We start from the raw sequence: 14006 nt of genomic DNA, 5'->3' as shown, positions 1-14006 counted from the left end.
TGAATCACAGCGTAACGCCATCTTTAAAGATACTAATTTCCCTAAACTCAAACTTTTCGTTATTCGTACGGCTTTTTCCGGAGGCCAGATCGATAAGGTCTTCAATCAGCTCATCAGTCAAATCCTCCATTTTCACTCCGTCTACAAGCCGGCCCGCATCAAAGTCAATCCAGTTTTTCTTTCGATGTGCAAGCTCTGTATTTGTGGAGATTTTCACTGTAGGAACCGGACCTCCAAAAGGAGTTCCTCTGCCAGTAGTGAATAGAACGATATGTGCACCAGCTGCCGCAAGAGCCGTGACAGAAATAAGATCATTACCTGGTGATTGGACCAGATTCAATCCAGTCACTTTGACTTTTTCCCCATAAGGGACTACATCCTGGACAATCGAATGACCGCCTTTTTGGGTACAGCCAAGCGACTTTTCCTCCAGTGTCGTAATGCCGCCCTTCTTATTGCCTGGAGAGGGATTTTCATAAATTTCCTGTCCGTGTCTTATGAAATACTCTTTAAAATCGTTTATTAGATGAACAATTTTATGAAAGACTTCTTCATTGGCTGCTCGATTCATGAGGATTGTTTCTGCACCGAACATTTCTGGTACCTCGGTCAGTATGGAAGTCCCTCCTTCAGAGATGATCCAGTCAGAAATCATGCCTGCTAATGGATTGCCAGTAATACCAGATAACCCATCTGAACCACCGCACTTAAGACCAATTTTCAATTTTGAAACCGGAACAGGCTGTCTTTTGAATTGTTCCGCATACTCCACTAGCTCCCCGATCAGCTCCATTCCGACCTCGAATTCATCGTCCACTTCCTGTGATGTTAAAAACTTGATTCTTCCAGCTGGCTGTTTTCCTATTACCTTTTTGAACTCTTCGATTTGATTATTTTCACAGCCAAGACCGACCACCAAAATACCGGCTGCATTTGGGTGATTTGCCAGTGAAGCCAATAACGTTTGGGTATAGGTTAAATCATCCCCTAGCTGAGAGCATCCATATGGATGGGAAAAGTGGTAAATACCATCGATTCGATCTCCATATAATGATCCGCCCATTTTAGCCAGATGTTCACACGTTTTGTTGATACAGCCCACTGTGTTGATGATCCATATCTCATTCCGAATGCCGGCCTCTCCATTTTCCCGAACATACCCATCAAAGTAAAAACTGCTCTCCCTTATTGGTTGATTGGATGCCCTATCCGGTTCATAGGAGTACTCCAGCAATCCATTCAAGCCGGTTTTTACATTGTGGGTGTGTATCCAGGAACCCTCCATGATGTGCTCGGTAGCTATCCCAATGGAATAACCGAATTTCAGGACATTATCTCCTTGTGCAATCTCTCTGACTGCAAACTTATGGCCTTTTGCGATGTCTTCGGTAGCCTTTATGGATTTAGAAAGTTCCTCAATCAAAATTGTTTCTCCCATGCGGATGTCACGCAATGCAACAGCTGCCCCATCGTTTTCATGCAATAGAATAGATGCATTTAAGCTCATCGTTTGCCCTCCAATTCCGCTACTAACGCAGCAGTTTTTTTAGTCACGCCTGGGATTTCATGTAAATTCTCTCCCCATATTTCCTTGTTTTGCAAGATTCCTTTCACCATTGTGTGAAGCGATTGTTCTTGACTTTGCAGAAGGCTCCATTGTGAATGGAAAAATTCCAAAACTCGTTCATTATCACGGATAATATAGGTTTTGCCGTTAAAATCATTTCCTACATATCTTCCATCTAACAATTCAGCCTTATAGAAGCAGATGATGGCCGCTAGAGATTTCATGATGTTTTCCGGCAGTCTACCGTTCTTACTAACATATGCTTTTAGTGTAGGCAGGAGCCTCGATTGGAACTTGGAACAGGCATTAAGAGATATATCTGAGAGTCTATGCTGCAAAAAGGGGTTGAGAAAACGTTCCCACACAGTCTCTCCATATGCTAAAGATTCCATAGGATCAAGATCTAGCGAGGGTATTATCTCCTCAATAATCGTATTCCTAATAAAAAGTGCCATCTCTTTATGTGTTACTGCTTCCCTCACGATTTCAATGCCCATCAAAATGCCTAGTTGTGCCATGAGTGTGTGAGACCCATTCAGAATACGAATTTTTCTAAGCTGGAAAGGCTTTAAATCATCTACCCAGTTAACGTTTAGACCAGATTTTTTTAAAGGGAGGAGATCATCGAGCCTGCCATCCCCTTGGATTACCCATAAATGATAAGGTTCGACAACATTTAAAAAGGGATCCTCATATCCCGATTCTTTGAATATCGTCTCTGCCTCCTGCTCTGGAAAACCAGGGACAATCCGATCAACAAGAGAACTCAGGAAAAGATTATGATTATTCAACCAGGAAATAAATTCATGCGGCAGATTCCAATCCCTGCAATGTAATAACACTATTTCCTTAAGGAGCTGCCCATTCTGTTCGATTAATTCACAAGGAAGCATAATAAGCCCTTTATCAGGGGCACCGTTGTATATTTCAAACCGTTTATAAAGGAAATGAGTCAGCTTGGCAGGGAACGTTTCCAAGGGGCTATTCTCGACTACATCGCTTGCGATATAGACAAGGCCTGCTTCCGTCGTATTGGAAATGACAAATTTCAGCTCCGGCTCTTTTGCCAACAGCAAAAATTCGTCCCATTCCCGGTAAGGATCTATTATCTTAGAAAAGACATCGATGATCTGACCATTCTCAATCGTTTCTCCGTTCTGAATCCCCCTGGTCAGGAGGGTAAACAGCCCGTTCTGCTTTTTCAGCTTCTCCATCTTCTCACTGCCAGATTGGCGTGGATTTGTTACGGCAATTCCGCCATTGAAGTTTCCCTGTCTATTTGCTTCTTGTATCATCCAATCAATAAAGCCTCTTAGAAAGTTTCCTTCCCCGATCTGAAGGATTTTTACTGGCAGCGGTTTACGACCCTTACAATCATTGCCTACTTCTTCCATGCTCCTTTGTTTTATCAAGGTCCTTCGTCCTTTCCGATGTTGATTCCGATATTACATGAAACGGAAAGAGGTCTCTTTACGTTTACTAAACTATAAAGAAACCTCTTCTACATCCTGCGGAATTTAGTTTCCGGTAATCGTTTTATCTGCGTTACCAGGAACAACTGACCCTTTAATCGGACGAACAAAACGAATGACAGCCAGCGAAGCAAATATTGCTAATCCGCCCGCAAGCAGGAACGCTGCAGTGTAAGTGCCTGATCTATCAACAAGGAAACCAGTTAGAGTTGGGCCGATAATACCCGCTGTGTTGGCAAGGAAATGCATGAAGCCCCCGACTGAACCGACATTACCTTGGTCAACGACGTCTTGAACGATTGCCCAATAAATAGAACCAGTTAGGTATAAGAAGAATACTGAACATGCCACTAACCCAACAGCACTAAATGTTGTAGTAACAAGGCCAGCTAGACCGATGCATATTGCAGAGGCAAGTAAGCATGTAACTAATACGACTTTACGGGAGAACAGCACGCCTTTTCTAGCAAACTTTCTCAATACAAAGTCAGAAACAAAACCTCCCGCAGCAAGGCCGATAAAACCAAGAACCCACGGAATGACTGTGACGATACTCATTTCCTGCACGCTGACTCCCCTTGCATCTATTAAATAACTAGGGAACCAGGTTAAAAAGAAGAACAAAATGTAGTTATAAGCAAAGAAAGCAAATGCTGTGAACAAGACAGTTTTTTGTTTTAGATAGAAGGTCAATGGTTTCTTTTCCCTTGAAGCTGCTTCTGTTGTAATATCTTTCTCTACAGCAGTCTCAGCTGGCTTTTCTTTTACAACCTTCCACCATATAATCGTCCATATAAAACCGATAATCATTATCAGGACGAAGGATAATTTCCAGCTGTATGAGATGGCAATGAAGCCCACGATCGGACCTGCTATAGCACCACCTAGCGGAGTTCCGCTGTTGGCTAGTCCTATAGCAGAAGCCCGCTGATCAGATGGAAACCAGTTATTCACCATTTTATTAATAGTGGCGGAAAGAGGGCCTTCCCCCATTCCGAACAAGATACGGATAATGATTAAGCTAGTGAATCCGACAGCAAGCGCAATGGCCCCGCTAAATACAGACCAGACAATCATAGCTACAAATAAAGTGAGTTTAGCTCCGTACCTGTCAGCAGCTACCCCTCCCAAGAAGTTAAAAATCGCATATCCGACTGAGAAACTGCTGAAAATAATCCCCATTTGAGTAGCGGTAAGTTCCAGATCCTCCGTAATGAACGGTGCTGCAATGGACAAGGCTGAACGGTCAAGATAATTAATGATTCCGGCAAAAAACAACAAAATCATGACAGCTAGTTTCCCTTTAGTAAACAATGATTTCATGGATTTACCTCCTTAAGGTTGTAACAATTTTAGATAAAGCGCTTACATTTTGGGGTTATCGATTTACCTTACATCCATAAACCCACTAGGAATATAGATAGTAAACCGATTTACTTTCGAAGTAAAAGGCGGAAGCAGCCTTTATTGCTTTAAGGAAAGACAAGAGTTCCTTTCTAGAAGACTTGGCTTTAGGCGAATAACGCTTTTGTCCTTCTCTTCCAGGTCTTTATTCATTTGCTGCAGCAATAAGTCGACTGCTTTGCCAGCCATTTCGATTGCCGGTTGAGATACTGTTGTAATGGGAGGAGTGAAGAAATTGGCAAAAGGAACTTCATCAATTCCAATGACCGCTACATCCTCGGGTATTCTCAAGCCCTGTTCTTTTATATATTTCAGTATTTCAATAAGTACGATATCGTTACCAGCTAGCAAAGCTTGCGGTGGCGTTTCCAATTGAAAAAGTTCCTTTAATGCTGGTGCAATCTGATCGACATCAGCTGTTTTTATATACTCTGATTTTACTTGCAGTCCACAGGCTTCCATAGCATTTCTATATCCTTCAATTCTCTCCACCCTTGGACTAATGTTCCTGATAACAGAAGTAGTGAGTATGGCAATTCGTTCGTAGCCTTTATGAGCAAAATGGTCAACTGCCAGCTTAGATGCCAGATGGTTATCAAGCATCACTGTTGCAATATTCAAGTCCTTGATGGTTCTGTCCATGAATACAATCGGAAAATTATCATTGAGCATACGCTCATAAAGATCCAAATTGCCTCCGGTTGGAAAGATTATGATCCCGTCTACCTGTTTTGCCCTGAGCATTTCGATATATTTCTTTTCTTTTTCAGGTTCATCATCCGCATTACATACAATTATTTGAAAACCTTTTTCATGAAAGAAATTCTCAACTGCACGGATCACATGTGTAGAGAATGTATGGAGGATATTCGCTACAATGACTCCAACCGTGAAAGTAGTTTTTTGTTTTAGGCTTCGAGCCACAATATTAGGCTGATAATTCAATTCTTCTATGGCTGATTCGATTTTTTGGCGTGTTTTTTCACTCATATACTCGTACCGCTTGTTCAGGTATTGAGATACAGTGCTTTTAGATACATTGGCTTGCTTTGCTACGTCTGTGATTGTAATGGGTCTCATTCTGTCAACCTCGCCTGATTTGTTCCGTACTTCTATTTATAAATTGTTTTGCAGTACGATTCACTTCTTGGTTATTATAACGCAGAAGCAAGCACGGTAGAATGATGGATGTATTAACCTTTCAAAAATATCAATTTAATTATACACCTGAGTATGCCATGAACCCTCCATCAACAGGTACGGTAATACCTGTAACAAAACCGGAATAGCTGTCATCCAGCAGCCAAAGCATTGTTCCCAGCAGATCCTCCGGTTTCCCGAATCGCTTCATTGGAGTTCCGTTTATGATTTTGTTGGATCGAGCCGTATAGCTTCCATCTTCATTTACAAGAAGGTTCCGGTTTTGTGTCGTTAAGAAGAAGCCTGGTGCAATGGCATTTACCCTAAGTCCGGTCTCTGCAAAATGAACTGCCATCCACATCGTGAAATTATTGATGGAAGATTTAGCCGCACTATATGCTGGAACCTTTGTCATTGGTGCATAGGCACTCATGGAAGAAATATTCAAAATGGACGATGCCTTTGCCTGCAATAAATCCTTTCCAAATACCTGACTGGAAATGAAGGAGCCGGTAAAATTAGTCGCAAACACTTTTGAAAATCCATTTTCTTCTAGATCGAAGAACGATTTCCCTGTATCCTCACCTTGATATGTTTCCGTATCTGTAACAGCATCAGAATGATTTCCTCCAGCCCCATTGATTAGGAAATCCACTTGTCCAAAGGTTCCTAAAATCTCTTCACGAGCCTTTTCCATAGAACTTTTGTCTAGAACATCAGCTTTCACGGAGATACTAGTACCCTCTGATGTCTGAATCCTTTCAACCACATCACGACCATTTTTAGCATCCCTGTTCAAAACAGCTATATTCACGCCTTGTCGGGCAAGCTCGCTGGCCATTTGGGAGCAGAGGACACCGCTCCCGCCTGTAATGACTGCCACTTTCCCTTTTAAATTTTCATGGATTGGTATCAAGTGCTTTCACCTGACTTCCTTGCTTCATATGCATCCCATAATCCAAGCAAATACATAATACCAAGTGCACGATCGTAAAGCCCGTAGCCTGGTCTGCATTTCTCGCCCCATATATGGCGGCCATGGTCTGGTCTTACATAACCATCGTAGTTTTGTCTATGTAACTCAGCTACGACGCCATTGATATTGATGGAACCATCCTGCGTATAATGGGAAGTCTCTACAAAATCTCCATTATCATAGATTTTCACATTTCTAATGTGGGAGAATGGTGCACGCGATGCATATTTTCTTGCTACCTGGACCATATCATTCTCCGGATTTGCTCCCATGGATCCAGTACATATAGTAAAGCCGTTGGCAGGAGAATCGGATATAGATATCAGTTTTTCATAGCTTTGTTCCCCAGTAATGATCCGTGGAAGACCAAAAATCGACCATGGTGGATCATCCGGATGGATAGCCATTTTGATGCCGGAAGCTTCTGCAACAGGTAGGATTTCTTTCAGGAAAAACGCTAGATTATCCCATAGCTTGGTTTCATCGACCGTTTTATAGGCTTCAAAGAGCTCAGTGATCTTTGCCATTTTTTCTGGTTCCCAACCTGGAAGAGTAAGGTCCGAAGCTTCCATCACAGTACGGATCAAATCCTGCGGATCTTGATCTGCCACTTTTGCTTTTTCGTAAAACAAGGCAGTGGAACCGTCTTCCAACGGATGGAACATATTCGTTCGCGTCCAATCAAATATCGGCATGAAGTTATAACAAATCACCTTAACCCCAAATTCGGATAGATTACGTATCGTCTGCTTGTAGTTCTCAATATAGTGCAGTCTTTCCTCATTGCCTAATTTAATAGATTCATGGACATTTACGCTCTCTACAACCTCCGAATGAAACCCAAATGATTGAATGTATTCGACTTCTTCTTTAATCTCATCTTTTTCCCATATTTCACCTACTGGTTTTTGGTGAAGGGCCCATACAATACCTTTAACACCTGGGATTTGCTTGACGTGTTCGAGTTGAACTGTGTCATTGTCTCTTCCATACCAACGAAATGTAATGTTCATGATACTCCTCCAGCAGCTTTATTTGCTTTATCGTGATACTCACTGCATAGTTCCACCACGGAATCATAACCGCCACTTTGATAGGCTCTGTTTAAGTCGCTGCTAATGCCAACTGCAACTGCCCCTGCCTTCAACCATTCTGTTATATTATCCAGGTTTACACCGCCTGTAGGCATCACTTTCACATTTGGAAGTGGACCGTTAATGGAGCGGATAAACGATGGCGGGTATTGACTGGAAGGAAATAGCTTGATAACATCACATCCAGTTTCCAGCGCCTGAATCATTTCCTTGATCGTCATGCACCCCGGCAGGTAAGGAATTCCATATCTGTTGCATACTGTAGCAGTCTCAGGGTTCAAAGACGGACTTACGATAAACTGGGCGCCAGAAAGAATAGCATGCCTCGCTGTCTCAGGATCTAGAACAGACCCGGCTCCAAGAAGTGTTTTTATTCCCGCTAACTCCTTGAACACTTGATCGACATTGGGGGTTGTGTATGTCAGTTCAATGGCTTCAATCCCCCCATCAGTGGCCGCTTTTGATAGTTCAATAGCTTCTTCTGCTGTATTGCCGCGAATGACAGCTACCACTTTCAATTCAGTTATACGGGCTAAGATTGAATGTTTAGCGATCATGTTATCTCTCCTTAGTCGAATATGATAACTGCTTTTCTTACCTGATCAGGATTGTTTTCAATGAACTCAAAAGCTTCCCGCACTTGATCGAGAGTAAAAGTGTGTGTTATCAAACCGTTCGCCCTCAGCTTCCCGCTATTCAATAAATCCACTACTTTCGGAAACTGGTGAGTTTGCAGCCTCGAACCAGTTATAGTTATTTCTTTTTTCGTAATTGGCAGCTGGGAGATAGAAGAGAATCTCTCGTCAAAGCCAAGAACAACCACATGTCCCGCTTCTGATACCAATTCTATGGACAGTTCGAAGGTGGATGGCAGGCAGACGGCATCTATCACTACATTTGCACCCTCTCCATTTGTCCATTCAGAAACTCGCTGCCTCACATCTTCTTTTGCAGCGTTTACTGTAACATCGGCACCATTCTCTCTCGCAAAATCAAGACGGGATTCACTTAAATCCGTAATCAGAACTGCTGCTCCATGAAGCTTTGCAAGCTTCAAGATACAAATCCCTATTGGTCCTGCTCCTTGTATCAAAACAGTGTCCCCTTGGGCGACACTTCCTCTCCATACCGCCTGTGCACCGATCGTGTACGGCTCAGCCATTACAGCTTCTTCCCAAGGAAGTTCTGAGTCAACCACATGCAGCTGCTTTTCAGGAAGAACGAGCCATTCTCTCATGCCACCATCTTCATGAACGCCGAACACAGACAATAAAGCGCATACATTTTGTCGGCCTTTTCGGCACGCATAACACTTTCCACAGTATCGAATTGGTTCAACTACGACATGGTCTCCTACTCTGATATTTTTTACTTCGTTTCCAATATCCACAACTTCACCCGTAACTTCATGCCCAACCACACGCGGAAGGGTTGCAAGCGGGTTCGTTCCATGATAAATGTGCATATCAGACCCGCAAATCCCTACTCTTTTAACCTTTACCAATACATCCTGAGTGCTCTTTATTTTTGGCAGCTCAGCTTCAATGACAGCTAATTCACGAGGGCCTTTAACTTGTAATGCTTTCATTTTTGTTCTCCCCTGTCAGGTATTCATAAACGCTGGAGGCGATTCTAATCCCATTCTCCGTATTATTTTCTTCATGGATTTGTTCTATTTCCCCCGGAACAAATACACGCTCAATACCTGGAGCGGGCGGTACCTGTTTAAGCTCATCCATCATCCTGTCCATTTGTTCGAGAAATGTGTCGGTATCGGTAAAGAATGATGGATTGATGACACAGAAATAATGACCCAATTTACGTTTTTGATCTAAGTCATCATACATTTTGGAAATATGAGGACCGAAAGCCGCTCCAGCTAATAAACCAGAAAAAATATCAACAATGACAGCAAGTCCATACCCTTTTGGACCTCCAAATGGGGAGAGGGAAACAACTTTGTTCGGGTCTGTCACTGGTGCGCCATTGTCATCCACACCCCAGCCAGACGGAATATCTTTTCCTTCCTCACGAGCCTGGAGGACTTTCCCCAAAGCTACATTGGAGGTGGCCATATCCAAGATAAATGGCTTATTATTTTTGGCTGGAACACCATAAGCAATCGGATTTGTTCCAAGGAAGGGAGAACTGCCCCCAAACGGAACCACCACTTTGTCGGTATGGGTCATGGCAATCCCGATCAGGTTAGCTTCGGCCGCTTTTTGAACAAAGTAGCTTAATGCTCCGCAATGGCTGCTGTTAATAGCTGTAACCATGCCTACTCCACTCTGTCTTGCCATGTCTATAGCATGATCGATGGCCACATCGCCAATCACATGTCCAAATCCATCGTCACCATTTACTATCCCGGTTACTGGTCCTGTGGCTTTAAATGAGATTTGGGCATCAGGATTAATCCCTCCCGCTTTCAAACGGTTTACATAATGTTCTGTGCGCAGCACACCATGAGAATTAACATTTCGAAGATCAGCATGAACCAAAACCTCTGCCACTTTTTCAGCATGAATACCGTTCAGGCCAGCTTCTTTCAATTTCCTGCTTGCAAGCTGCTTTATTTTTTCGGCTTCAATCACTACTGTTGACATGTTACTTGCCTCCCACTCACTCTTAATTTGAACGATTTTCACGAAGCATTCCCATGTTTTTACTTGCATTTAAAACTGTCTATGATAGCTGTATCAAGGAGAATAATAGATGGGCAAACTCTTACTAAGCAATGGACATGCGTTTGCTGAGCTGCTATATGATTTTGGGGTAAGGAGATGGTGGAACCTCGAAGACCACGAAAAGAGTAACAAACTCTTTGTAGCTGCAATCCGGAGTTTCCTTTACTAAATCGGTTTTGTAAACTGATTTAGTAACAGTATAAATGAAAGCCCTTTCAAATATCAATTAAATATCTGTTTTTTTAAAATATTTTTTCTTTTAGATAAACACTCACTTTATCAAAAGACTTCGATTCTCAAAGAGGCATTTTTATCTAGAACAATATGTTGTATTTTAAGATATGAGCCATATATACAGAAAAGAGGCAGTTCCGCAGGACCTACAAAACACCATCAAAGAAGAAAACCTATTACACAAAAAAACAGCCAATCGCCGATTCAATATCGGTGATCGACTGTTTGTATATATTTTTTCTTTACCACTTCACAATTGGGACAATATGTAATCGCACCCCACCTGTTATTCCGTTGTTTCTTTCCAGCTGTCGTCCATTACCATTTTGCCTGGCCATGTGTATGCTGTTAGTCCTCCATCAACGATCAAGTCCTGACCAGTGATATAGGAGCTGTCATCTGATACAAGGAACAAAACAGCCTTGGCAATTTCCTCCGGTGCTCCGAGTCTGCCCATTGGAGCAAGCCATTTATTCGATTCGCGGAAAGCTCTTCCCTGTTCCTCTTCTTTTGAACCTGTCAGTTCGTCAATCAATGGTGTTTCGATAGTACCTGGCGACACAGAGTTAGCCCGTATTCCTTGTCTGCCATAATCAATGGCAGTTGCTTTTGTAAAGTTGATAATACCGCCCTTGGCTGCGTTATAGCCAGATCTGTCCAGATCGGCAAAACTCCCGCTCATCGAAGCATTATTCACGATAGCGCCTTTCCCATTTTCCAGCATAAGCGGTATAAGAAATTTGCTCATCAGGAACGTTCCCCGCAGATCTGTCTTTTGGATGCTGTCGAATAATTCAATTGGATATTCATGCACTTTGCCGCCTTCTTGATCAATACCGGCATTATTGAAGAGCACGTCCAATTTTCCATAAACGTCTTTTACCTGATCAGCAAATTTCTTCACACTATCCTCGTCAGAAACATCTACTTCGTAGGCTTCTGCTTTTCCTCCAGCCGATAGAATGGATTCTGTCAAACCTGTCATCTCATCTTTCTTTATATCGGCTACAAGTACTGTAGCTCCTTCTTTTGCAAACAAAGAAGCAGTTGCTCGACCAATACCGGTAGCTCCGCCGGTCACGACTGCAATACGATCATCTAATTTCCCCAATGCTAACATCTCCTTCTATTAGGCTTCCCTAATGTTTTGCCGGTCAGAGGAGATATAAAACATACTTTGGTGCAACGAGCTGGGTTTGAAATTCAAATCTGCTAGAGCTTATTGCCATTCGTGATGAGCCTAAATTACAAAAATAATTGAGTTCGACAACACCCATCAAAAAACACTTCCATATTAACGGTAGAATACATGGTTGCCAATCTGTTCCACATGCTCCTGCGTTTCTGCTATCCAGTTTGTAGTAGCTGTTTCCGGATTCATGAACCAGACTATGTCCTGCATATTATCTTTTTGCACCAATGCATCCGCCACTGCTTGTACCGTTTCTTCCGTTGGTTCACTTCGCCATATGACACCCGAGCTTACAGGCTGAAACTGCCCCTTCTGCATGATTACATCATGAATTGAATCAGGGAATTCATCACTTTCGATACGATTAAGGACTACAGTAGCCACTGCTACCTTGCCGGGATAGTCCTCTCCGCTCGTCTCAGCTTGTACTAATCTTTGAAGCAGCTCGATTTCTTCAGCTGAATACTGTTTTTGTTCGATTGTCGCTTCCGCCAAGTCCTTTGTTCGATCATCTCTTTCAGATAAGACGATGGATGCAGGTCCGTTTTCAGAATGCGTATCCTTCTCCGATAGCATAGGCTGGGTTCTTTCATCCGCATAAACTCTTGCAGGATAGACATTCTGTTTCAGATCCTTTAATGGCAGGTATAAAACCAGACATAGGTTACTGATAAAAAAGAAAGTCAATAAAAAAAGCGTAAGAAGTTTCTGCATAATCAAGTCCTTTTCTCGTTATGTATGTCCAAAATTAGTCCATAACGCTTAATACCCAGTCACCTTGGCTTACAAACATAAACATGTCATTACTAGTGTATGTCCTTGCCTGAAAACTAGTCCTGCCAATGAGTTTCTAGCTTGGAAATCTTTTCTTAATCGTCAAGATACTTGCCCATCCTTCCCTAGACTGCTGTGCATAAAGTAAAGGGACAGGAGGAATGTTTATGAGCTATACACACTATTCGCATCCATATGGACAATCAGCATATACAACAGACTACAGAACAAACCAGGAGGATCAGCGGTTCGGATTCGCTTTCATCCCATTCATTGGCGGATTGGCAGGAGGTCTTCTTGGCAGTGCTTTAATCAGCGGACCGGGCTATGGTTATAAATATGGATATAACGCTCCTTACCCAGTGCCTTATCCTGTTCCTTATCCATATCCAACACCTTATCCGTATAACAACTATTACTATTCCACGCAACAGCGTTAAAATAGAGGGGCAGCTAGACTGTCCTTACATAATTACTGTCAGGAGTGCCACACTATCGGCAGGAGGTGGGATAGATGCAGCAAAGAGAAGATAAATCGAATCAGCGTGATGAAGCAGCAGAAGCGATCGGTTTGGATCAGGATGAACAAGCGATGAATGGCGAATACGGTCATCCGGAAACAGAATATGAAAACAACGCCCACAAGCAGAAAAAAACACAGCTATAACAGCTGTGTTTTCTTATATCATACAAATTTAGAAGCTATATAAGTTACGACGAACCATACTGCCAGGGCAATGACAATCCCTAACATGAATCCTTTGATGAATGTAGACCGACTGCGCACCTGCCTGCACCTCTTTTGCTTTTTATCTGTAGTCTTTACTTCGCATCCGCTTTTTATAAGTGCGCAGCTTTTTCTTATTTCTTAGCAGCTGTATCAGTCTTGGCGCCTTGCTTAGCCGCCTGCTGCTGTTTTTGGTAGTCTTCCCGGAACTTATCCCTCGCGGCGGAAAAGATGCAGAGCATATCTAACCCTCCCATAATCTTGATACTTCTGTTTTGCCAAGTTGGCTAGTAATTAAAACTTCTTTTTTTCAAAAATCCCATCGTATTTTTGAAAAATTATTCGGAAGCATAAAATGCTTCCGCTGCTTTCGCCGCCTGTTTACGCAGAACGGAAAACGGCATACTGCCCTTCTCTCTCTTCAGCTTCACGAGTAGCTGCTGCCATACTTCCTCTTCCCTGATACTGTCCAGGAGCTCATGTCCATCCCAGGTCAACCCATAGATGAGCAGCTCCTCTTCTTCCTCTTCCTCATCAAGAACGGTATCCATTTTAATTAATTTCGCTTCCTTCATCAGCTGCAAGTGATAATTCATTTCTTCTTCGGAATACTCATCCTCTTCTGTTACTTCCAGCGCAAAACCTCCCTCTGTGAATTCTGCTTCAATATCCAGCAGGAGACTTCTGATAAGAGACATATCCCGTTTCAAACGCATCACCTCTATCCATTATTTCTGTC

15 protein-coding genes are annotated in these 14006 nt (G+C 42.6%); 3 read left to right on the top strand and 12 right to left on the bottom strand.

Going from position 1 to position 14006, the window contains the following annotated elements; translation table 11 throughout:
• Positions 1 to 4: 4 nt before the first annotated feature.
• The 9 genes from CHH91_RS07820 to allD form a co-directional block, all read right to left on the bottom strand.
• A complete protein-coding gene (locus CHH91_RS07820) occupies positions 5 to 1507 on the bottom strand; it encodes a UxaA family hydrolase (protein WP_095222900.1) in 1503 nt (500 codons plus the stop codon).
• Positions 1504 to 2979, bottom strand: a complete 1476-nt coding sequence (locus CHH91_RS07815; RefSeq protein WP_095222899.1) for a tagaturonate reductase — start codon at positions 2977 to 2979, stop codon at positions 1504 to 1506. The genes CHH91_RS07820 and CHH91_RS07815 overlap by 4 nt, the downstream gene beginning before the upstream one ends.
• A 105-nt stretch (positions 2980 to 3084) precedes the next feature.
• The gene (locus CHH91_RS07810) at positions 3085 to 4353 is read right to left on the bottom strand and encodes an MFS transporter (RefSeq protein WP_095223054.1); all 1269 of its coding nucleotides are present in this window, start codon (positions 4351 to 4353) and stop codon (positions 3085 to 3087) included.
• 150 nt (positions 4354 to 4503) lie between these two features.
• Positions 4504 to 5523 carry a LacI family DNA-binding transcriptional regulator gene (locus CHH91_RS07805; protein WP_095222898.1) on the bottom strand — a complete coding sequence of 340 codons (1020 nt, stop codon included), beginning with the start codon at positions 5521 to 5523 and terminating at the stop codon, positions 4504 to 4506.
• Between the two features lie 139 nt (positions 5524 to 5662).
• Positions 5663 to 6499 (bottom strand): SDR family oxidoreductase, encoded by an 837-nt coding sequence (locus CHH91_RS07800; RefSeq protein WP_095222897.1) that lies wholly within the window; start codon positions 6497 to 6499, stop codon positions 5663 to 5665.
• Positions 6496 to 7572, bottom strand: a complete 1077-nt coding sequence (gene uxuA / locus CHH91_RS07795) for a mannonate dehydratase (RefSeq protein ID WP_095222896.1) — start codon at positions 7570 to 7572, stop codon at positions 6496 to 6498. The genes CHH91_RS07800 and uxuA overlap by 4 nt, the downstream gene beginning before the upstream one ends.
• Positions 7569 to 8210, bottom strand: a complete 642-nt coding sequence (locus tag CHH91_RS07790) for a bifunctional 2-keto-4-hydroxyglutarate aldolase/2-keto-3-deoxy-6-phosphogluconate aldolase (protein WP_095222895.1) — start codon at positions 8208 to 8210, stop codon at positions 7569 to 7571. The genes uxuA and CHH91_RS07790 overlap by 4 nt, the downstream gene beginning before the upstream one ends.
• 11 nt (positions 8211 to 8221) lie before the next feature.
• Positions 8222 to 9241 (bottom strand): zinc-binding alcohol dehydrogenase family protein, encoded by a 1020-nt coding sequence (locus CHH91_RS07785; RefSeq protein ID WP_095222894.1) that lies wholly within the window; start codon positions 9239 to 9241, stop codon positions 8222 to 8224.
• Complete coding sequence (allD, locus tag CHH91_RS07780) at positions 9222 to 10259, bottom strand: ureidoglycolate dehydrogenase (protein WP_095222893.1); 1038 nt, start codon at positions 10257 to 10259, stop codon at positions 9222 to 9224. The genes CHH91_RS07785 and allD overlap by 20 nt, the downstream gene beginning before the upstream one ends.
• A gap of 109 nt (positions 10260 to 10368) precedes the next feature.
• Between allD and CHH91_RS20520 the strand changes: the two genes are divergently transcribed.
• Positions 10369 to 10509, top strand: coding sequence for a hypothetical protein (locus CHH91_RS20520; RefSeq protein WP_176465719.1), 141 nt, complete (start codon positions 10369 to 10371; stop codon positions 10507 to 10509).
• A gap of 351 nt (positions 10510 to 10860) precedes the next feature.
• On the opposite strand, the gene CHH91_RS07775 is transcribed toward CHH91_RS20520, so the two are convergent.
• Complete coding sequence (locus tag CHH91_RS07775) at positions 10861 to 11694, bottom strand: SDR family oxidoreductase (RefSeq protein WP_483372391.1); 834 nt, start codon at positions 11692 to 11694, stop codon at positions 10861 to 10863.
• A 174-nt stretch (positions 11695 to 11868) separates the two neighbouring features.
• Positions 11869 to 12480 (bottom strand): cell wall hydrolase, encoded by a 612-nt coding sequence (locus CHH91_RS07770; RefSeq protein ID WP_095222891.1) that lies wholly within the window; start codon positions 12478 to 12480, stop codon positions 11869 to 11871.
• Positions 12481 to 12707: 227 nt separating this feature from the next.
• On the opposite strand from CHH91_RS07770, the gene CHH91_RS07765 reads away from it, so the two are divergent.
• Entirely contained in the window at positions 12708 to 12980 is a 273-nt protein-coding gene (locus tag CHH91_RS07765) for a hypothetical protein (protein ID WP_286160721.1), read from the top strand.
• Between the two features lie 74 nt (positions 12981 to 13054).
• The gene (locus CHH91_RS07760) at positions 13055 to 13207 is read left to right on the top strand and encodes a DUF4021 domain-containing protein (RefSeq protein WP_095222889.1); all 153 of its coding nucleotides are present in this window, start codon (positions 13055 to 13057) and stop codon (positions 13205 to 13207) included.
• A 398-nt stretch (positions 13208 to 13605) separates the two neighbouring features.
• On the opposite strand, the gene CHH91_RS07755 is transcribed toward CHH91_RS07760, so the two are convergent.
• A complete protein-coding gene (locus tag CHH91_RS07755; protein WP_095222888.1) occupies positions 13606 to 13983 on the bottom strand; it encodes a DUF2513 domain-containing protein in 378 nt (125 codons plus the stop codon).
• Positions 13984 to 14006: the final 23 nt, after the last annotated feature.

The organism is Virgibacillus sp. 7505 (assembly GCF_002272135.1).
Taxonomy (GTDB): Bacteria; Bacillota; Bacilli; order Bacillales; family Amphibacillaceae; genus Terribacillus.
This window is presented reverse-complemented; position numbering and strand designations above follow the sequence as displayed.

Bases quoted from the DNA above. Each gene is read 5' to 3' on its own strand.
- CHH91_RS07820 (WP_095222900.1), bottom strand. From the start codon at position 1,507: ATGAGCTTAAATGCATCTATTCTATTGCATGAAAACGATGGGGCAGCT.
- CHH91_RS07805 (WP_095222898.1), bottom strand. From the start codon at position 5,523: ATGAGACCCATTACAATCACAGACGTAGCAAAGCAAGCCAATGTATCT.
- uxuA (WP_095222896.1), bottom strand. From the start codon at position 7,572: ATGAACATTACATTTCGTTGGTATGGAAGAGACAATGACACAGTTCAA.
- CHH91_RS07790 (WP_095222895.1), bottom strand. From the start codon at position 8,210: ATGATCGCTAAACATTCAATCTTAGCCCGTATAACTGAATTGAAAGTG.
- CHH91_RS07785 (WP_095222894.1), bottom strand. From the start codon at position 9,241: ATGAAAGCATTACAAGTTAAAGGCCCTCGTGAATTAGCTGTCATTGAA.
- allD (WP_095222893.1), bottom strand. From the start codon at position 10,259: ATGTCAACAGTAGTGATTGAAGCCGAAAAAATAAAGCAGCTTGCAAGC.
- CHH91_RS20520 (WP_176465719.1), top strand. From the start codon at position 10,369: ATGGGCAAACTCTTACTAAGCAATGGACATGCGTTTGCTGAGCTGCTA.
- CHH91_RS07775 (WP_483372391.1), bottom strand. From the start codon at position 11,694: ATGTTAGCATTGGGGAAATTAGATGATCGTATTGCAGTCGTGACCGGC.
- CHH91_RS07770 (WP_095222891.1), bottom strand. From the start codon at position 12,480: ATGCAGAAACTTCTTACGCTTTTTTTATTGACTTTCTTTTTTATCAGT.
- CHH91_RS07765 (WP_286160721.1), top strand. From the start codon at position 12,708: ATGAGCTATACACACTATTCGCATCCATATGGACAATCAGCATATACA.
- CHH91_RS07760 (WP_095222889.1), top strand. From the start codon at position 13,055: ATGCAGCAAAGAGAAGATAAATCGAATCAGCGTGATGAAGCAGCAGAA.
- CHH91_RS07755 (WP_095222888.1), bottom strand. From the start codon at position 13,983: ATGCGTTTGAAACGGGATATGTCTCTTATCAGAAGTCTCCTGCTGGAT.